General features: G+C 35.8%; 20 protein-coding genes. 8 read left to right on the top strand and 12 right to left on the bottom strand.

Annotation, left to right across the window (positions count from 1 at the left end; all coding sequences use genetic code 11):
* Positions 1 to 154: 154 nt before the first annotated feature.
* Complete coding sequence (locus DRF65_RS18085; protein WP_115972149.1) at positions 155 to 1,783, bottom strand: NADP-dependent glyceraldehyde-3-phosphate dehydrogenase; 1,629 nt, start codon at positions 1,781 to 1,783, stop codon at positions 155 to 157.
* A 241-nt stretch (positions 1,784 to 2,024) separates the two neighbouring features.
* On the opposite strand from DRF65_RS18085, the gene tpx reads away from it, so the two are divergent.
* Positions 2,025 to 2,525 (top strand): thiol peroxidase, encoded by a 501-nt coding sequence (tpx, locus tag DRF65_RS18080; RefSeq protein WP_394337821.1) that lies wholly within the window; start codon positions 2,025 to 2,027, stop codon positions 2,523 to 2,525.
* 56 nt (positions 2,526 to 2,581) lie between these two features.
* Here the strand turns inward: tpx and DRF65_RS18075 are convergent, their stop codons facing one another.
* Positions 2,582 to 3,031 carry a hypothetical protein gene (locus DRF65_RS18075; RefSeq protein ID WP_115972147.1) on the bottom strand — a complete coding sequence of 150 codons (450 nt, stop codon included), beginning with the start codon at positions 3,029 to 3,031 and terminating at the stop codon, positions 2,582 to 2,584.
* The gene (locus DRF65_RS18070; RefSeq protein ID WP_115972146.1) at positions 3,028 to 3,600 is read right to left on the bottom strand and encodes a hypothetical protein; all 573 of its coding nucleotides are present in this window, start codon (positions 3,598 to 3,600) and stop codon (positions 3,028 to 3,030) included. Before DRF65_RS18070 ends, DRF65_RS18075 begins: the two co-directional genes overlap by 4 nt.
* Positions 3,601 to 3,895: 295 nt before the next feature.
* On the opposite strand from DRF65_RS18070, the gene DRF65_RS18065 reads away from it, so the two are divergent.
* The gene (locus DRF65_RS18065) at positions 3,896 to 4,273 is read left to right on the top strand and encodes a helix-turn-helix domain-containing protein (protein WP_115972145.1); all 378 of its coding nucleotides are present in this window, start codon (positions 3,896 to 3,898) and stop codon (positions 4,271 to 4,273) included.
* A 268-nt stretch (positions 4,274 to 4,541) separates the two neighbouring features.
* On the opposite strand, the gene DRF65_RS18060 is transcribed toward DRF65_RS18065, so the two are convergent.
* The 5 genes from DRF65_RS18060 to DRF65_RS18040 form a co-directional block, all read right to left on the bottom strand.
* Entirely contained in the window at positions 4,542 to 5,315 is a 774-nt protein-coding gene (locus DRF65_RS18060; RefSeq protein WP_115972144.1) for a Rossmann-fold NAD(P)-binding domain-containing protein, read from the bottom strand.
* 41 nt (positions 5,316 to 5,356) lie between these two features.
* A complete protein-coding gene (locus DRF65_RS18055) occupies positions 5,357 to 6,118 on the bottom strand; it encodes an MBL fold metallo-hydrolase (protein ID WP_115972143.1) in 762 nt (253 codons plus the stop codon).
* A 407-nt stretch (positions 6,119 to 6,525) separates the two neighbouring features.
* Positions 6,526 to 7,068 (bottom strand): Crp/Fnr family transcriptional regulator, encoded by a 543-nt coding sequence (locus DRF65_RS18050; protein ID WP_115972142.1) that lies wholly within the window; start codon positions 7,066 to 7,068, stop codon positions 6,526 to 6,528.
* Between the two features lie 51 nt (positions 7,069 to 7,119).
* A complete protein-coding gene (locus DRF65_RS18045) occupies positions 7,120 to 7,575 on the bottom strand; it encodes a hypothetical protein (RefSeq protein ID WP_115972141.1) in 456 nt (151 codons plus the stop codon).
* Positions 7,576 to 7,591: 16 nt separating this feature from the next.
* Positions 7,592 to 9,577 (bottom strand): urocanate hydratase, encoded by a 1,986-nt coding sequence (locus DRF65_RS18040; protein ID WP_115972140.1) that lies wholly within the window; start codon positions 9,575 to 9,577, stop codon positions 7,592 to 7,594.
* Between the two features lie 265 nt (positions 9,578 to 9,842).
* Here DRF65_RS18040 and DRF65_RS18035 point away from each other — a divergent pair, with 265 nt between their 5' ends.
* Complete coding sequence (locus tag DRF65_RS18035) at positions 9,843 to 10,277, top strand: endonuclease domain-containing protein (RefSeq protein ID WP_115972139.1); 435 nt, start codon at positions 9,843 to 9,845, stop codon at positions 10,275 to 10,277.
* 118 nt (positions 10,278 to 10,395) lie between these two features.
* Here DRF65_RS18035 and DRF65_RS18030 read toward each other — a convergent pair whose 3' ends face one another.
* The 4 genes from DRF65_RS18030 to DRF65_RS18015 form a co-directional block, all read right to left on the bottom strand.
* The gene (locus DRF65_RS18030) at positions 10,396 to 10,689 is read right to left on the bottom strand and encodes a hypothetical protein (RefSeq protein ID WP_115972138.1); all 294 of its coding nucleotides are present in this window, start codon (positions 10,687 to 10,689) and stop codon (positions 10,396 to 10,398) included.
* Between the two features lie 50 nt (positions 10,690 to 10,739).
* Complete coding sequence (locus tag DRF65_RS18025; protein ID WP_115972137.1) at positions 10,740 to 11,726, bottom strand: 2-hydroxyacid dehydrogenase; 987 nt, start codon at positions 11,724 to 11,726, stop codon at positions 10,740 to 10,742.
* Positions 11,727 to 11,798: 72 nt separating this feature from the next.
* Complete coding sequence (locus DRF65_RS18020; protein WP_115972221.1) at positions 11,799 to 12,056, bottom strand: prevent-host-death protein; 258 nt, start codon at positions 12,054 to 12,056, stop codon at positions 11,799 to 11,801.
* 307 nt (positions 12,057 to 12,363) lie between these two features.
* Positions 12,364 to 13,014 (bottom strand): protein-L-isoaspartate(D-aspartate) O-methyltransferase, encoded by a 651-nt coding sequence (locus DRF65_RS18015; RefSeq protein WP_115972136.1) that lies wholly within the window; start codon positions 13,012 to 13,014, stop codon positions 12,364 to 12,366.
* Between the two features lie 126 nt (positions 13,015 to 13,140).
* Here DRF65_RS18015 and DRF65_RS18010 point away from each other — a divergent pair, with 126 nt between their 5' ends.
* The 5 genes from DRF65_RS18010 (at position 13,141) to DRF65_RS17990 (ending at position 18,591) form a co-directional block, all read left to right on the top strand.
* On the top strand, positions 13,141 to 14,109 hold the full coding sequence (locus tag DRF65_RS18010) for a Gfo/Idh/MocA family protein (RefSeq protein WP_115972135.1): 969 nt from the start codon (positions 13,141 to 13,143) through the stop codon (positions 14,107 to 14,109).
* 328 nt (positions 14,110 to 14,437) lie between these two features.
* A complete protein-coding gene (locus tag DRF65_RS18005) occupies positions 14,438 to 16,168 on the top strand; it encodes a cellulase family glycosylhydrolase (RefSeq protein WP_115972134.1) in 1,731 nt (576 codons plus the stop codon).
* Positions 16,169 to 16,336: 168 nt separating this feature from the next.
* Positions 16,337 to 17,218 (top strand): CGA/CIA family class A beta-lactamase, encoded by an 882-nt coding sequence (bla-A, locus tag DRF65_RS18000; protein ID WP_115972133.1) that lies wholly within the window; start codon positions 16,337 to 16,339, stop codon positions 17,216 to 17,218.
* Positions 17,219 to 17,273: 55 nt separating this feature from the next.
* Positions 17,274 to 17,684, top strand: a complete 411-nt coding sequence (locus tag DRF65_RS17995) for a hypothetical protein (protein ID WP_115972132.1) — start codon at positions 17,274 to 17,276, stop codon at positions 17,682 to 17,684.
* 10 nt (positions 17,685 to 17,694) lie between these two features.
* Positions 17,695 to 18,591, top strand: a complete 897-nt coding sequence (locus tag DRF65_RS17990; RefSeq protein WP_185148473.1) for a 3-hydroxybutyryl-CoA dehydrogenase — start codon at positions 17,695 to 17,697, stop codon at positions 18,589 to 18,591.
* Positions 18,592 to 18,595 lie beyond the last annotated feature (4 nt).

Genomic DNA, 18,595 nt, shown 5'->3' with positions numbered 1-18,595 from the left:
TTTACACACTAATCCTAGAGGCAATATTTTATAAAAACATCACCCAATTACAACACAAACATTAAAAACTCAGCCATTAAGTTAAAAAATCCTTAATAAATTTCATTATTTATTAAGGATTTTTATTTTATGTTAAATACAATTGGGATTAAAACTAGAAAATATAGTCTGTACTTAAAAAGTTGGAATCATGTTCCCTTACAATCGTATTCAGTAATGTTTTATTGGAATCTGTAAGCTTTGCAGCCACCAGCGAACGTATCGAAAATGAACGCAGGGCATCAAAAACGGAAAGCGTACCTTCTGCACTGTCTTTTCTTCCGGTAAAAGGAAATACATCCGGACCACGCTGTGCCTGACAATTGATATTGACACGGCTTACAAGATTTACAAAAGGATCAATCAGCTTTGCAACTTCCTGTGGGTCTTCACTGAAAATACTAACCTGCATTCCATGAGAAGCATTCACCTGATAGTCTATCGGCTCTTCAATATCTTCAAACGGAACAACAGGAATTACCGGACCGAACTGTTCTTCATGATAAAGCTTCATCTCACTGTTTACAGGATAAACGACTGCCGGAAAGACGAAAGACTCTTCTGTATAGCCACCACCTTTATTTAAAACGGCTGCACCTTTCAATACAGCATCTTCAATACATTCCTTCAGATAAGGTGGCTTATTAACTTCCGGAAGAGGAGTTACTTTCACCTCTTTTTCCCATGGTAAACCGGCTTTCAAGGCTGAAACGGCTTCACTTAGCTTCATGATAAATTCTGCTGCAATTTCTTTCTGAACAAAAATCAGTTTTAAGGCTGTACAGCGTTGTCCGTTAAATGAAAGTGCTCCCAGAATACATTCACTTACTGCTACATCAAGGTTGGCATTTTTGGTAACAATCGCTGCATTTTTAGCATCAAGACTCAGAATGGCTCTTAAACGATTCACCTTCGGATGTAATTTCTTCAATCCATTGGCAACTTTACTTGAACCGATAAAAGCAAGTACATTTACTTTACCACTTTCCATGATTGGAGTTATGATTTCAGAACCTTTTCCATATAAAGTATTCACTGTTCCTTTCGGGAAAGCTTCTTTAAAGGCATTCAATAAAGGATAATGAGCCAGTACTCCATGTTTAGGTAGCTTGAATAAGATTGTATTTCCCATAATCAATGCAGGAATCAGTGTAGTAAAGATCTCGTTCAAAGGATAATTGAATGGCCCCATACTTAAAACTACTCCCAATGGTGCTCTTCTGATCTGCGCAATTGTACCTTCTGCTTCCTGAAAGCGGGAAGACTCTCTATCCAGGTCTTTTAAAGCATCAATAGTCTGATTAATATAATCTACCGTACGGTCAAATTCTTTGGTAGAATCGGCCAGTGTTTTCCCGATTTCCCACATTAACAGCTTAATGATCAAATCACGCTGCTGGATCATGAGATAGACAAATTTCTGCATACACTTGATACGTCCTTCCACGGACATTGTAGGCCACTCTCCCAGCCCGTTATCATATGCCTTTACACAGGTATCCAGCACTTCCATGGCTTCTTCAGGACCAATATTCGGGATGCTTCCCAAAAGTTTTCTCTCTAATCCGTTTTCAGTAGGAATACAAACCGGGGAATAAATATTCTGGGTTTCACCTTTCCATTCTACCAGTTCACCATTCAGAAGATAGACTTTCTGATGGATCTCGGGGACTTTATATTCTTCGGGGATTTCGTTTTCGTTTTTAAAAATATCTTGAAATGACACATTGTTTGCTGAACTCATATTGTTAGTATTTGATAATTTGAATCTGAATTTTGTAGAATAAAGGTAGACGTAAAAATTGATTTTCAGAATAACGAATCAATAGATTTGCTCTATTTAAGAGCTATTTGAATGAAAATTAACTCAGCCAACTGAAAAAAACAATATTTTTGTTAAAAATAAATTTTCAATGTTTTCAAAAATAGTTTTCAGTACGTTATTCTTTTTCTCAGCAATGGGTTTTGCCCAAAAATCTAAACCTATTAATACCGTTTTGTTAAAAGGGACCCCAGTACGTACTTATTCCAAATTACCGGATGTAAACAAACCGGCTCCGAAATTTACCCTTACGGATGTGAATATGAATGATCAAAGTTTAGATGCTTACAAAGGCAGATATGTCATCCTGAATATCTTTCCTAGTGTAGATACGGGAGTTTGCTCAGCATCTGTTCATCATTTCAATGAAGAGGCAGGGAACCTTCCCAATACAGTAGTGCTTTGTATTTCTAAAGATTTACCTTTTGCTCAGAAAAGATTCTGTGGTGCTGAAGGAATCAACAATGTGGTGATGCTTTCTGATTTCCGTTCTGATTTCGGATGGAATTATGGGGTAGAAATGGTAGAATCATCTATGAAAGGACTTCTCAGCAGAGCTGTTGTTGTGATTGATCCTTCGGGAACCATTATTTATGAAGAACAGGTACCGGATATTTCTCAGGAACCTAATTATGCTGCGGCTATTCAGGCTGTGAAAAACTAATCTGGTTTATAAAATCATAAAAAACCTCTGGAAAATTTCCAGAGGTTTTTTTTATATTAATCGTCTCCAATACCATTGAATTCCTTGGTAGAATAATGCAAAAACAACAAAATCAGTAAATCATCTGTTGTATCACTTGCATCAATATGAAAAACAGGCTCTTTCCATCTTTTGTGCTCTTTTCTAACTTCTATCAATAATCTGCCTTTTTCAAATAATTGACCTATTCTTCCTAATTTAAAATTATATATCCTTACCTCTTGACCGGATTTTATAATCCTATCTTTAGCAAGGTCTGTAAAATAGACTACACTTTGACCGTTAAAAAGTTCCACATCATTTTTTAAGAAACCCACATTCTTGATGTCATATTTTATGTTGTTCAGAATAATGTACTGTCTTAAAGAAAATACTCTTCTTACGTCTACTATTCTTCCAACCTCAGCGTCCTTTTCATCAGACATAATAAATTGTTGTTCTTGGTATTTAGCTTTATATTTTTTCAACGCTTCTTTTTTGTGGTAAGCAATATTACACCATTTTTGCCTTTTTCACCATACTTTTCTATGGCTTCCTTTCCTGAAAGTGTATAGATAGTATCTACAATATCTGGTTTTATTACACGCAATTCTTCTATGGAAGCCTTTTTACCATTCAGTAAAATCAAAGGCTCTTTGTCCGATATTACAGCAGGAGCACCAATCCTTAGAGGCTGGTTTCTGTTAAACCTATCAGTAGATAAAATACTCATTTTCACCCCCGGTACTTTCTCAGTAATCTTTGTTTTTCCTAGTTTTGTTTCCTGTGCATTTGCAGTAACTGTAAAACTACTAATAAACAATGCCCCAAGAGCCAGTTTACTCACTAAAGAAAAATTAAGGTTTACTCCTAGCTGGTCTTCCCGGAATCTACCACATATATTTTCATTTGAATCGAAACTATCAGATAGTTCTTCATCTGAAAAACCTGTAAAATCGTGAACAGTTTTAGAACAGACAGAACAGAATTTTCCTTTTTCATCAGAAGTCATGTTATCCCAGTTTTCATGACAGGGTTTTGGGATGGTAATTTTCATAATATTCTTTTACCTATAAAGATGCTCTTTGAATAGGAAAGGTTGGAAACGCTAAGGCGCTATTTTTTTCCTTTCAACACCTTTTTAAGGCGCTAGGATTTTATCTGCGATAAAATTGTATAATGCTTTAGATTACCTACCAATGCATGAATGATTCTATTACTGAAAATCTGAGATTTTCTTGCATTCTAAAAAACACATAAAGATTAAAAAATGATCTGCCCTGCTGCAATTTCTCATAAAAAGAAATACTTTTTTCGGGTAATATTTTGCATATTTGTAGAAAATACGGGTCATGCAAAAAGAAAAACTACGTAACGTAAGAAAAAGAAAAGGCTACACACAACAGCAAGTTGCTGATTTTATTGCTACAGATGTTTCTAACTACAGCAGAAAAGAAAGCGGAGATGTAGCGATAAGAAAAGAAGAATGGGAAAAAATTGCCCGTTTTTTGGATGTTCCTGTAGAGGAAATCTTTGAAGAAGAGGAAGCTAAACAGGTTAATCACTTTGATAACATTACTGGTAGTAGTGGTTTTGGAAATAATATAAATGGTAATCTTTATTGCAATGTCCCTGAATTCCTTCTGGAAAGTCAGAGAGAACTGATAGAACTTCTGAAAAAGGAAAATCAAAGATTACAGGAAGAAATAATAGCTCTTAAGAAGAAATAATACGTTTCACAGGATTTTTATATTAAATTATCAAGGATATCCACATGATGAAAGCTGGTTAAGAAGAAACATCAAAAATGTTTAAAAAGTATAGAACTTAATTTTCTTAATAATTCAAAATAAAAAAGAAGATGTATCACAACTAAATGATGTGGGTCGAGAATCGTTTAAACGAAAAACCTTCTCGTATAGGGATACAGGAAAATTTCATAAAAAAGGCCGTTTCCACGAGTTGTGAGACGGCCTCCTATTTTTTAAGACATCATCATTAAGAACCATTTGTAAGATGAAAATATCGAGGATCAGGATATTGAAATTCATAATCCAGCTCTGAAATTAATTTTGAGGGTGATATTGTTCTGCCTTGGGTGGTACGTTCACCTGAATACGGCAGGTCTTTCTGGGCGTTGATAATCTCTTCTTTATTAGGATGCATAGGTGCCACCACATTATAAACTTTGGACCTGACCTGATTCTTCAACATTTTCTCAACGACTGAACAAATATCAGCATAATGAATATGGTTAACCAGCAGATCCAGATTGGATATATTATAATTCTTTAGCAGTCTCTGATCTCCCATTAATCCTGCCAATCTCAAAACATTGACTTCAGGAAATCTGTTTTTTATAATACTCTCGCTTGGAACATCACCTGCAAGACGCTCATCTTCTGTAAATTCTTTTTCAGTATCAGGATATACTCCTGTAGAACTCATCAAATAGACCTGACCTTTATAATCTCCAAGAAATGCGAGTAAATTCTCAGCTCTCTTATGCAAAGGAACTTCAGCTCCTCTCACTCCCGAAAACGGAACTGTGATAATCACAGCATTCAAGTGTGATGCTATTTCCCATTCGCGTATTGTTTCAGATATATCATTGTCTGGAAAACTGACCTGTGTCATGTGATATCCTTTAGCGGATAAATCTTTTATTTTAGACTCTGATGTCGTGGTTGCAAAAATCTCATATTGACCAGATAACTTCTCTGCAATATGACCGCCTAACCAGCCACAACCTATAATTCCTATTTTTTTCATTTTTTAATTTATTAATCTGTCCGTTAAAAACAAATATCTGTCTACGAATCCATCAACGTTTCACCATCTTTCAGAATAAGATAATTCTGTCCTATTTCTTTAGAAGTTTTTTGCAAATCTTCCTGATCAAATAATTGAGGAATATAAAATTTCTCATGGGTAAATAATCCATAATGTATAGGAACCAGCTTTTTAGCATGTAAAAGATGGGCCGCAACAAAAGCTTCCTTCAAATTAAGAGAAGCCGGAACCGGGCTGTATTCCAATCCTATCATTTCAAAATTGACAACAACACCATTGGCAGGCAAAAATGCATAGTCTATATTTTCATTCTCCTTTCCCAACTTCCAGAACTGATTATGCCAGATAGTATCTCCACCATGAAAAATCTTCGAGTGCAGATCTTCCACAATCCATGAAGTCTGGATTTCTCCTACTCCATCCATTGCAAATACAGGTTTAAAGATAATATTGTTTTCGGTAAAAACTTCATTAAGATTCAGCACAACCATTTCAACATCACCCATAATCTTTCTGACAACTGATTCTAGCCCTGAATACACAATCAATTTCCCTTCTTTTTTTAAGCATTTTTTAATAACACTTTTATCAAAGTGATCCAGATGCATATGGGTAAATAAGATATAATCTGCCTCTACCTTATCTGTAAACTTAATCACTTCATCTACAGCTTCCCCTAAAACAGGTTTGTAATAAGAAAAATCTTCTGCTGCATCTATTAAGATGGTTTTACCATTTGAAATAAGCTTTATTCCTGCCCAGTTTAATTTCTGTATTTCCATATTCTTTTTTCAACAAAGGAAAAGACTTATAGAAGGTCAAACAATAAACAAAAGTTAATTAATTGAAGCTGGGAGATGGAGGAATGGAGGATGGAAGTTAATTATCGTCCTGTAATTTCTGATAGTTTTTTGAATCGAGGAACAGCGTATATCTTTGTTTTTATTCATTAAAAGACAAAATCAAAGGAAGTAAAGATGCCAGCCAAGCCAGTGCTGAAATTGATGGTTGAGGCACGCTTCATCAAATCGATTAAAAATCGATGAGCTCTTTACTCACTTAAAATAATGTGTATTTAAAATTGAAACTTTGCGTTTATAAAAAATAGGATAATAGCTCTTATTAAAAGTATGAGATCATTTATTATCACCTTGATCACTTCCAGCTCCCATCTTCAAGCTTCCAGTCTTTAACTAATCCTCTTTCTGATCCGGCTCAGAGAAATCGGGGTAATACCAATATAAGAAGCCAGATATTTTAAAGGAATATTCTGAATATAATGGGGTTTATTTTCCAGCAGGTATTCATAAAGATCCTGTGGAGTATTTTTTAGTAACAGCATCTCGCGCTTCATAGCTGCGTTCAGTTTCCTGCTTAGGTAATAATTCTGTACAAAACGGCATTCAGGATTCACAGCGAACATTTCCTTTACCTCCTCTAATGTAATCTCCCAGACAAGGCCACTGCTGATGGACTCATAAATACCTTCTGAACCTTTATTTCCTACTGTAAAAATATCGCCGGGAAAATAGAATTCTGCACAGACTTCAGTATCTATATCTGATGTACTGTTGATATAGTATTTACGGACAAGCCCATCTTCTACAAGATAGGCTTTATTGTCCGAGAATATATTTTTCTTTGAAAACTCAACCTCAGCAAATTTTTCCCAAACAGGATCATCATCCTCTACGTTGAGATGTGAAAACAGTTTTTTGTTGATATTTGTCAAGGCTTAGCAGTTTATAAAATTTTTGTTTTTACCTGAAATGAAGTTTCAAAATTATCCATTTAATACATCTCTCAGATAAAAATTTAAAAAACTTAAAATAATCAAATCGTGATTGAAATCCTCATCAATCTCCAGTACATACTTCAATTTAAGAAGGGTTTGCTTATAACTTAAAGCTAAGACTAATTTATCTTGGCTGTCATACAACAATAACTCTTTGTGAAGCCAACTTTTAAATTGGTAGGTATAAATTTCTGTACTATTCCCATAATAAAAGAGTCGGTTTTTGGAAGAGTCGATTATTAAAACCACCTTTCCGGATTCATCCAAAACCCTAATATCCTTCCATAAAAATCCTGTACCTTCAATTTTGTAGATTTCGCTCCCTATTTTTATTCGCTCATTGAGGCCATTAATGACTCCAAATAAAAGTTCACCGACATGCTCTTCTCTCTCATTGAGTACTTGAATTGAAAAATTCCCTTCTTTTGTTGTAAAGAGTTTCATGCCTGTAAACTAAGAATTACAGTAAATTTTCGTCTACAAGATTCGGAAGGGTTACCTTTAAATTAGGTTCAGCTTCCATCGCTCTTTTAATAGCAAAAATAGCCCCCTCATTTCTTGCCCAGCTTCTTCTTGAGATCCCATTGTTTACGTCCCAGAAAAGCATAGACTTTAATCTTCTGTCAGCATCATCACTCCCATCCAGCAGCATTCCGAAACCTCCGTTGATTACTTCTCCCCAGCCTACTCCGCCACCATTGTGAATAGAAACCCAGGTTGCCCCACGGAAACTGTCACCAATCACATTGTGAATCGCCATATCTGCAGTAAATCTTGATCCGTCATAAATATTGGAAGTCTCTCTGTAAGGAGAATCTGTTCCTGAAACATCATGATGGTCTCTACCCAATACTACAGGTCCGATCTCACCGTTTTTAATAGCTTTGTTAAAGGCTTCAGCAATCTTCATCCTTCCTTCTGCATCTGCGTACAGGATTCTCGCCTGTGAGCCTACCACCAGTTTATTTTCCTGAGCTCCTTTAATCCACTGGATATTATCCTTCATCTGCTGTTGGATTTCTTCAGGAGAATTCTTAATCATTTCTTCCAATACAGCACATGCAATTTCATCGGTTTTCTGTAAATCTTCCGGTTTTCCACTTGCACATACCCAACGAAACGGTCCAAAACCATAATCAAAACACATAGGACCCATAATATCCTGAACATAACTTGGATATTTGAATTCTCTGCCTAAGGTTGGATTATCTGCCATTACATCAGCTCCGGCTCTGGATGCTTCCAATAAGAAAGCATTTCCATAATCAAAGAAATAAGTTCCTTTTTCTGTATGTTTATTGATGGCCGCAGCGTGTCTTCTTAATGTCTCCTGAACTTTTTCTTTGAATAATTCAGGATCTTCAGCCATCATGGCATTAGATTCTTCAAAGCTTTGTCCTACCGGATAATATCCACCTGCCCAAGGGTTATGAAGGGATGTCTGATCTGAACCAATATCAATTCTTAAATCTGCCTTGTCAAATTTTTCCCAAACATCTACAATATTTCCAAGATAAGCTAAAGAAACAGTTTCTTTATTTTGTTGTGCCTCTCTTACTCTTTCCACCAATCCATCCAGGTCTTCATAAATTTCATTCACCCACTTCTGATCATGACGGATTTTGGTAATCTTTGGATTTACTTCTGCACATACGGTAACACAACCCGCAATATTTCCTGCTTTTGGCTGAGCTCCACTCATTCCTCCCAATCCTGAAGTAACAAACAGACCCCCTTTTGGATCTTTATTGATCTTTCTGAAAGCATTTAAAGCTGTAATAGTTGTTCCGTGAACGATTCCCTGAGGACCGATATACATATAACTTCCCGCTGTCATTTGCCCATACTGTGTCACACCAAGAGCATTGAATTTCTCCCAATCATCCGGTTTGGAATAATTTGGAATCATCATCCCGTTCGTTACCACGACTCTTGGTGCATCTTTGTGAGATGGGAACAGTCCCATTGGATGTCCTGAATACATGACCAAAGTCTGCTCATTAGTCATTTCAGACAGATATTTCATTGTCAGCAGATACTGTGCCCAGTTGGAGAAAACAGCTCCGTTTCCACCATAAGTAATCAGTTCATGAGGATGCTGAGCAACGGCATAATCCAAATTGTTCTGGATCATCAGCATAATGGCTTTTGCCTGCTCAGATTTTCCCGGATAATCTTCAATAGATCTGGCTTTCATCTCATAATCCGGACGGAAACGGTACATATAAATTCTTCCATAGTCCTCCAGTTCCTGCTTAAATTCAGGAATTAATTCTGCATGGAACTTCGGATCGAAATAACGCAAAGCATTTTTCAATGCCAGTTTTTTTTCTTCTTCTCCTAGAATTTCTTTACGCTTGGGAGCATGGTTGATATTGGTTTCGTATGTTTTTTGTTGTGGCAGCTGATTCGGAATCCCCTGCTGTATCTGTTCTTGAAATGTCATATTGCTATTTAAAGTTCTATGTTTAAACAATGTTTTAAGTTTTAAAGATATTCAAATTATGAAATATAGGCAACAAAAGACAGGAAAAGGAAAGCCTAAAACTATGATTAGGCAAAAAAGCTGATTATCAATCCTATGAAAATATATTCAACACCATATTTTAAATACTATATTTGAAAAGAAGCACTCACATTCCCCTCCTCCGGAGGGGCGGCTTTCAAAATTCTCTGAATTTTGAAAGCCGGGGTGGTTAAAAAACACACAAATGAAAGAAATACTAACCTCTATCAATGGAATTCCCATTCGTAAGAACTTTGTACAAAACCTACCTTACAATCCTTATTTAAAAAAATTACTAAAAGAAAAACGTAAAGCCCGAATACTAGGAGAAGTGATCTTCTGGAAAAAAGTTCGGGCAAAAAATTTTTATGAAATTGATTTCGACAGACAAAGGATTATCGGGAACTATATTGTTGATTTCTATGTGAAATCCTTAGGATTAATTATTGAGATTGATAGTTCAAGTCATGATGAAAAACAAGTCTATGATGGTATTAGACAGGAATATATGGAATCTTTAGGGCTACTGGTTTTTAGGATCACTGATTTTGACGTAAGGAATAATCTTGTGTTGATCATGAAAGAGTTAGAGTCTTTTATTATTACGCATTATGGAACCACCCCGTCTTCAAAAATTTAATAATTTTTGAATCCACCCCTCCGGAGGAGAGGAATTTCTTCTTACAAGATTAAGTTGTCCTTTCAAAAACAAAAAACCTCACTGAAAATCAGCAAGGTTATTATTATAAGTAAATTTTCTAAGTTAAAACATCATCATTTTCCTCTTCATGATCGTCCTCATTATCACTGAGGCTCCAATAGTTATTTTCTTCATCTTCCTCTCCTATTTCTTCCATTTTATCATCGTCTTCGGCACCTGGAATATCAAGGCCTTTATCTATCTTGTCATCATCTATATCTTCATCAAATATAGGATTTCCGTCTCCATCCAGCGAAACATGTTTTTCTCTTTTGAATATATCTTCGTTGGGATCATAATCCATACGTTCCAACCTTTTGTTCTGTTCATTAATATTGTTTTCCGGTGCCATAATATTTAGATTTTTAAGGTTTATATATTCAGAACAAAAATAATTCCAAGTTATGATAAATGATGGGAATATACTTCAGGATTGGCACAATTCGGCATCTTCTCACCTTTTGAAAAGGCAATAAGATTTCCGGCAGCTAGTCGGGCCATTCCGTTTCTTGCTTCAATGGTTGCTGAGCCGATATGAGGTAACACACAAACATTGGACAATTCTAAGATAGGATTGTCTGCAGACATAGGTTCCGGGTTGGTTACATCAAGACCGGCTCCCCAGATTTTCCCTTCAGTTAATGCTTTATATAAATCCTGTTCCTGATGAAACCCACCTCTCGCTGTATTGATAAAAATAGCGTTGGATTTCATTTTTCCAAATACCCCATTATTGAAAAGTTCTTTATGTTCAGCAGTAAAATTAGCATGAATACTTAATACATCAGAATCTGTAACCAGTTCATCAAATGAGACATACTTCGCATCCAACTCTCTTTCAGCTTCTTCATTATGACGACGATTGTGATAAATGATCTTCATATCAAAAGCTTTTTTACATTTTTCAGCCATATGGAATCCTATTCTCCCCAATCCGAAAACACCTAATGTTTTACCATAGAGCTCCTGTCCTAAGGCATTAAGAGGATCAAAAGCACCCCAATTCCCTTCTTTAACTTTTTGAAAATTATAACTTGCTCTTCTTGCTACCGATTGCATTAATAAAAAAGCAACATCAGAAGTTGCTCTGCTTAATACATCCGGAGTATTCCCAATCGGAATATTCCTGAGACTGGCTTCCTTTATATCAACATGATCAAACCCTACGGAATATAAAGCAATGGCTTTGATATCAGGACAGGCATCAAAAAAGGCTTTATCATATTTAAAATCACCACCAATATTAAGAATTGCATCCGTATTCCGGCAATACTGTACCCATTCGTCATAAGTAAGATTTTCATTTTCAGGAAATATGATCTCCAGTCCTGCTTCCTGCAACATATTGATTCCAATTTCAGGAATTCTTTTATTGATAAAAACTTTCATTATTATTTTATTGGATTTAAATAAAAAACCTCACTCGCAAAAAGTAAGGTTATTGAACTTTAATATTAAAAATTATTTCTTTTCATCAGAATGGTTCTTTTCCCAAGCCTCAGAAGTTATTTCCTGAATTTCTTCCCAAACTTCTTTAGCCGATTTCTGGGCTTGTGTCATAAATCCTTGTTTTGTGGCCTCCTGATTCTTGCTTTTCATATCGTGAATGTAATCTTTCGCCTGCTGGGAATAGCTTTCTACACTATATCCGGAATTGTTGTGCAGGTTCTTCTGAACATTACTAAAATCATGTGACGCCTTGAATCTGTTCGTATCCATAATCATAAGATTTTAAGTGGTTGAGTTTTTAAAGAAGTCCAATTTCCATTCCGAACTGAACCAAAATTTTATAAAAAACACACAAAAAACTTTAAATTATGCCAACGATAAAGCTTCAAAATGGTACTACATGTAAATTCATATAAGAATTTAATTTATAGCCATGAATGCACGAATTTTTCAGGAATGCATTTGGATTAAACATTTTTTATTTTTGCATTCGTTGTAAAATCAAAGAACTGGTGTTTGAGACTAGCACGCCTACCAGTTCCGTTGTTCAGCGATTATTTAAATTTAGAATTTAATTTTATTGATTCGTGTTGCCCAGCATCGGAACAAATTTATAAGCTCCAAACTCTTCTTTTTCAAATTCCGTAGGGCCTACTTTGGTGAATCTGTATAAAACCTGTTCATCCGTTGGACCTAATGGAATGACCATTTTGCCACCTACCTTTAATTGTTTTAACAATTCTGTAGGTAAAGTTCCGGCTCCACAGGTAACAATAATTTTATCAAAAGGAGCAAAAGTTGGCAGCCCGGCAAAACCATCTCCAAAACTTTGAAACTTTGGATAAAGGTGAAGCTCTCTCAATTTATTTTTAGAAAAATCAAATAGATCTTTTTGTCTTTCTACAGTGTATACATGAGCTTTCATTGCCAGTAAAACAGCTGTCTGATATCCACATCCTGTCCCGATTTCCAATACTTTCTCTCCTGCTCTCACCTGTAGCAGTTCAGACTGCTCTGCAACCGTTGAAGGATGCGAAATGGTTTGATGGGCCAGAATAGGGAAAGCCCTGTCTTCATAAGCAAAGTCTTCAAAAATACTTTCAATGAAAAGATGTCTCGGAACGTCATTCATTGCTGAAAGTACATTCTCATCCGAAATCCCGATTCTGTATCTGAGATATTCTACTAAATTCTTTCTTTTTCCTTTATGTACAAACAAATCCTGCATCTGACAAAAGTAAGAAATTAGATTTTAGATTTCAGGAGTCTGCAAAAAAGTTTTATCCACAAAAAAACAATTTCTGCCTTCCTGAATATAACTTCTTTCTTATCTTTACAAAAATTTAATAGAGCTATGTTAAAAGCAGGTTTGGTAGGTGCCGGACATCTGGGAAAGATCCATTTAAAACTTCTTAATCAGTCAGACAGATACGAATTCGTTGGTTTCCACGATAAAGATGTTGAAAACGGAAAAAAATTAGAAGCCGAATTAGGATATAAATATTTTGAAAACTTTGATGAATTGCTTGAGCAGATTGATATGCTGGATATTGTTACTCCAACAGTCTATCATTATGATTACGCTTTAAAAGCTATAGAAAAAGGGCTTCATTTCTTTATTGAAAAACCGGTTACCCAAACGCTGGAGCAGGCAGAAGAAATTCTTCGTTTATGCCAGGAAAATGGCATTAAAGCACAGGTAGGACATGTTGAAAGATACAACCCAGCGTTCATTGCCACCAAAGAATACATCAACAACCCGATGTTCATTGAGATTCACCGATTAGCTGAATTCAATCCTCGTGGTACGGATGTTTCTGTAGTACTGGATCTTATGATTCATGATCTGGATATTCTGTTAAGCATGGCTAAGTCTAAAGTAAAAAACATCCACGCAAGTGGTGTCTGTGTAGTGAGTAAAACTCCGGATATTGCCAATGCAAGAATAGAATTTGAAAATGGATGTGTTGCCAACCTTACGACTTCGAGAATTTCTATGAAAGCCATGAGGAAAAGCAGATTCTTCCAGAAAGACGCATATATTTCTGTAGATTTTCTTGAGAAAAAAGCAGAAGTGATCAGAATGAAAGATGCTCCTGAACAGCCTACCCCATTTGATATGATCATTGAAAATGCAGAAGGAGAAAAAAATCAGATCCTGTTTGAATACCCTAACATTCAGCCTAACAATGCAATTCTTGATGAATTAAACTCTTTTGCTGATGCCATTACCGGTGATAAAAATGTAGAGGTTTCTCTTGAAGATGGAACTGAGGCACTGAAGGTAGCTTTGGAAATCATGAGCCTAATCAGCCAAAAATAAAAATATGCTGTGTTATCAGCAACAATAGTGATCATGCTATCTTAATAATCCCTTACCCTGATTATTAAGGTAGCATTTTTAATATAGTACAGCTGTAATTCTTAAATAAAATTCTCATTAAAAATTACAGATTTACCAATAAAAAGACTCCTTCAAAGCAAAAAAACAATATATTTGAAAAACAATTCAATAAAGTATTGAAATATTTTGATTTATATATAAGGATCTATGGCAAAGCAAATGAAGTAAGTAACTGCTTATTTTATAATGCCATTCATGATTGCTTCTAATATTATTCCTCCATTATTTTAAAACCATCAAAACAACTATGAAAAGAGCCATTCTATTATCCGCTTTATTATTGTCTCAATTTGGGACATCTCAATTGTTAAAGACTTCAGGACAAAAAATCATTAATGATAAAGGTGAAAATATCCAATTGAAAGGCCTCGGCTTAGGCGGATGGATGCTACAGGAAGGTTATATGCTGAAAACAGCTGATTTTGCTGGTCCTCAATATAAGATTAAGGAAAAAATAGCCGAATTGATTGGTGAGGATGGAATGCATGAATTTTATAAAGCTTATCTGAAGAATGGTATTACCAGACAGGACATTGATTTTTTAGCAAAAGCGGGCTTCAATTCTATTAGGCTTCCTATGCATTACAACCTGTATACTCTTCCTATAGAAAAGGAATCGGTAAAAGGCAAGGACACATGGCTGGAAGAAGGTTTTAAGATGACCGATGATTTGCTTAAATGGTGTAAAGACAACAAAATCTATCTGATCCTTGATCTTCATGCTGCTCCCGGCGGACAGGGAAATGATGCCAACATCTCAGATAATGATAAGACTAAGCCATCACTTTGGGAAAGTGAAGAAAATCAAAGAAAAACCATTGCTCTCTGGAAAAAACTGGCAGATCGCTATAAGAATGAACCCTGGATTGGTGGATATGATATTATCAATGAGCCTAATATCAATTTCACCGGAAAAAACCCCAATGGTATTGATGAAATGTCGAATGCCCCTCTTTGGAAATTACAAAAAGAGATCACCAGCGCCATCCGGGAAGTGGATCAGAAGCATATTATCTTTATTGAAGGAAATGGATGGGGTAATAATTACAATGGCTTACTGCCAATCTGGGATCAGAACATGGCTTTCAGTTTCCATAAATACTGGAATGATAACGATGATAAAACCATACAGTTTGCCTTGGATTTAAGAGAGAAACATAATATCCCGATCTGGCTTGGAGAAACCGGTGAAAATTCTAATGTATGGTTTACAGAACTGATTCAGTTATTGGATAAGCATAATATCGGATATGCTTTCTGGCCTATGAAAAAAATTGACAACATTGCCGGAATTACCAATGTAAAAACAACTCCTGAGTATGAAAAGCTTTTGAACTACTGGAAGAACGGCGGCGAAAAACCTTCCAAAGAATATGCAAAGAAAGCTTTGATGCATATTGCAGACAACTACAAATTCAGCAATACTGAAGTAAAAAATGATGTTATTGATGCCATGTTCAGACAGGTGACCGATGATTCTACAAAACCGTTTAAAAACCATCTAGTTCCTGGAAGAGTATTTGCTTCAGAGTATGATTTGGGGAGGTTGGGTTCTGCTTATCTGGATAAAGATTTTATTAACCTCTGGGTAAGCGATCCTGCTAAAAGATCCGAATGGAATTCCGGCCAGCAAATGAGAAATGATGGTGTAGACATCTACTCCTGCACTGATACAATCACCAATCAATATTATGTAGGAAAAACAGAAGCTGGAGAATGGCTGCAATATACTGTAAGCTCAAAAGCAGATAAAAACTATACGTTCGAGATCAGATATTCAAGTATAAATCCTTCAAAAATAAGATTTGAGAATAATTCAGGAAAATTATTATCCACCATCTCATTACCGGCTACGGGAAAAAATGAAGACTGGAATACTGTTTCTGCAAAAAATATCAAGCTTCAGAAAGGGGAAAACAAAATCAGGGTCATCTTTGAAAATGATGGTGTGAGCCTGAATTATTTTGAAATAAAGTAAAATGAAGGTTGGGAAGCAGGAAGATGGAAGCTTGGAGTTAATTATCTCACTAATACCTTTCAACGGCCCGTTTAAAAATCTTTTTTTCTTCTGAGTCTATCGATAATTATCTTAAATTGCATATCCCTTTTAGCCTTTAAAAGGGATTTCTTTTTATCCTTAATCCCTATGAAAAAAATAACATTCTTTCTCCTTTTAACTTCCGCATTTGTTTCTGCACAAAAATCTACATTAGAACAAAAAATAAACTCAATTACAAAGGGCAAGCAAGCTACAGTAGGAGTTTCAGTTTTAGGATTTGAAAATAATTTTAAATACAGCCAAAACGGAGACAAAAGACTTGCTATGATGAGTGTTTTCAAGTTCCATATTGCCTGTGCAGCGTTAGATCTCGTGGACCAGGGGAAACTTTCATTGGATCAAAAGATTTTCATTAAAAAATCTGACCTCTATGAAAATACATGGTCTCCCTATCGTGTAAAGCATCCTGAAGGAAATAGGGAAGCTACTTTAAACGAAATCATTGACTATACAGTGGCTTTGAGTGATAATAATCTCTGTGATCTGTTGATTGGCCTTACAGGTGGTACACAAGCTATTCAGAAATTCATGAATTCTAAGGGTATCAAAGATTTTCAGATTAAATACAGTGAACATGGTATGGCTCTTAACGGCTGGGATTCTCTCTATGAAAATTACACTACCACTAGTTCTACTGTAAATCTTTTGAAAAAATTCTATGATGGAAAACTGCTTTCCAAAAAATCTACGGATTATCTGATGCAGATTATGCTGGGAACCAAAACCGGAGCCAATAAAATTGTTGAACAGCTGCCAAAAGGAACACCAGCAGCTCATAAAACAGGATCTTCCGGCAGAAAGGATGATACACTTACTATTGCAGAAAACGATATGGGAATCATCACTCTTCCTAGCGGTAAACACTATGCAATTGCCATCTATGTAAGCAATTCCAAAGAATCTGAAACCGAAAACTGCAAAATAATCTCAGACATTTCAAAAGTGGTCTGGGATAATTTTAATAAATAAAATATTAAGCTTAATTTTAGGGCAGAGAATCACATCGATTCCTGAATTCATTACTATGAAAAAAATACTATTAGCAGCGTCTTTATTTTGCTTCACTTTCTTCTTGTCACAGAAGAATCAAAACTATTTAAAGATCCGCTATGGAAGTGTATGCTGTGGTCCGGCTTCAGAGAAACCTGTCATCAGCTACCTTAAAGAGTTTAAAAGAAAAAACCAGATAAGAAGCCTGGAAATCCTTATAGAAAAGGGCGTAGGCAGAGAAGGTGAATATCAGTTATATGTAGGAACCGATTTTCTTACCGTTAATCAGAGAAAACGCCTTGTACGGGGGCTTACTGCTGCTGTTTCTAATCAAAACAACAATAAAAAACAGGCAAACACCGGAAATGTTGGTTTTGATTCCACTGATATCGCTCATCAGGAGGATCTTATGAATGCAAGAAATTTAACTATCTATAAAAAATAAAGGAAAAATGATCAAAAACATTGTAGTTATCGGAGCAGGAACCATGGGAAATGGTATTGCACACACTTTCGCACAAAGTGGATTTAAAGTAAATCTTGTGGATGTATCCCAGGATGCTTTAGACAGAGGATTGAAAACCATTACTACGAACCTTGACAGAATCATTGCAAAGGGGAACCTTACGGAAGAGCAAAAAGCTGAAACTTTAGGTAATATTACGACTTTCACAGCACTTAATGATGCTGTAGGAGCGGCTGATCTTATCGTAGAAGCGGCTACTGAAAATCTTGATCTTAAATTAAAGATCTTCGGCCAGATGGATGAATTGGCACCTACAGACTGTATCCTTGCAACCAATACGTCTTCTATTTCTATTACAAAAATTGCTGCGGCTACAAAAAGAGCAGATAAAGTGATCGGAATGCACTTCATGAATCCGGTACCAATTATGAAGCTGGTAGAAATCATCAAAGGATATTCTACATCTAAAGAAACGTTCTCTGCTATTTACGAAATGAGTAAAACACTAGGAAAGATTCCTGTAGAAGTAAACGACTATCCTGGTTTTGTGGCTAACAGAATCTTAATGCCAATGATCAACGAATCTATCGAAACTCTTTACAATGGTGTTGCCGGTGTAGAGGAAATAGACACAGTAATGAAGCTGGGCATGGCTCACCCGATGGGACCGCTTCAACTGGCAGACTTCATTGGTCTTGATGTATGTCTTGCTATCCTGAATGTAATGTATGATGGATTCAAGAATCCAAAATATGCTCCGAATCCATTGCTTGTAAACATGGTCACAGCTGGAAAACTGGGTGTAAAATCAGGAGAAGGCTTCTATGATTATTCTGAAAGTAAAAAAGCTGAAAAAGTTTCAAAAATGTTTTTGAACTCATTTTAAGTCA

It is taken from the genome of Chryseobacterium pennae, assembly GCF_003385515.1.
GTDB lineage: Bacteria > Bacteroidota > Bacteroidia > Flavobacteriales > Weeksellaceae > Chryseobacterium > Chryseobacterium pennae.
The sequence above is the reverse complement of the archived record's forward strand: the minus strand, read 5'-3'. Positions and strand labels throughout refer to the sequence as shown.

Bases quoted from the DNA above. Each gene is read 5' to 3' on its own strand.
- DRF65_RS18085 (WP_115972149.1), bottom strand. From the start codon at position 1,783: ATGAGTTCAGCAAACAATGTGTCATTTCAAGATATTTTTAAAAACGAA.
- DRF65_RS18070 (WP_115972146.1), bottom strand. From the start codon at position 3,600: ATGAAAATTACCATCCCAAAACCCTGTCATGAAAACTGGGATAACATG.
- DRF65_RS18065 (WP_115972145.1), top strand. From the start codon at position 3,896: ATGCAAAAAGAAAAACTACGTAACGTAAGAAAAAGAAAAGGCTACACA.
- DRF65_RS18060 (WP_115972144.1), bottom strand. From the start codon at position 5,315: ATGAAAAAAATAGGAATTATAGGTTGTGGCTGGTTAGGCGGTCATATT.
- DRF65_RS18055 (WP_115972143.1), bottom strand. From the start codon at position 6,118: ATGGAAATACAGAAATTAAACTGGGCAGGAATAAAGCTTATTTCAAAT.
- DRF65_RS18045 (WP_115972141.1), bottom strand. From the start codon at position 7,575: ATGAAACTCTTTACAACAAAAGAAGGGAATTTTTCAATTCAAGTACTC.
- DRF65_RS18040 (WP_115972140.1), bottom strand. From the start codon at position 9,577: ATGACATTTCAAGAACAGATACAGCAGGGGATTCCGAATCAGCTGCCA.
- DRF65_RS18035 (WP_115972139.1), top strand. From the start codon at position 9,843: ATGAAAGAAATACTAACCTCTATCAATGGAATTCCCATTCGTAAGAAC.
- DRF65_RS18030 (WP_115972138.1), bottom strand. From the start codon at position 10,689: ATGGCACCGGAAAACAATATTAATGAACAGAACAAAAGGTTGGAACGT.
- DRF65_RS18025 (WP_115972137.1), bottom strand. From the start codon at position 11,726: ATGAAAGTTTTTATCAATAAAAGAATTCCTGAAATTGGAATCAATATG.
- DRF65_RS18020 (WP_115972221.1), bottom strand. From the start codon at position 12,056: ATGGATACGAACAGATTCAAGGCGTCACATGATTTTAGTAATGTTCAG.
- DRF65_RS18015 (WP_115972136.1), bottom strand. From the start codon at position 13,014: ATGCAGGATTTGTTTGTACATAAAGGAAAAAGAAAGAATTTAGTAGAA.
- DRF65_RS18010 (WP_115972135.1), top strand. From the start codon at position 13,141: ATGTTAAAAGCAGGTTTGGTAGGTGCCGGACATCTGGGAAAGATCCAT.
- DRF65_RS18005 (WP_115972134.1), top strand. From the start codon at position 14,438: ATGAAAAGAGCCATTCTATTATCCGCTTTATTATTGTCTCAATTTGGG.
- bla-A (WP_115972133.1), top strand. From the start codon at position 16,337: ATGAAAAAAATAACATTCTTTCTCCTTTTAACTTCCGCATTTGTTTCT.
- DRF65_RS17995 (WP_115972132.1), top strand. From the start codon at position 17,274: ATGAAAAAAATACTATTAGCAGCGTCTTTATTTTGCTTCACTTTCTTC.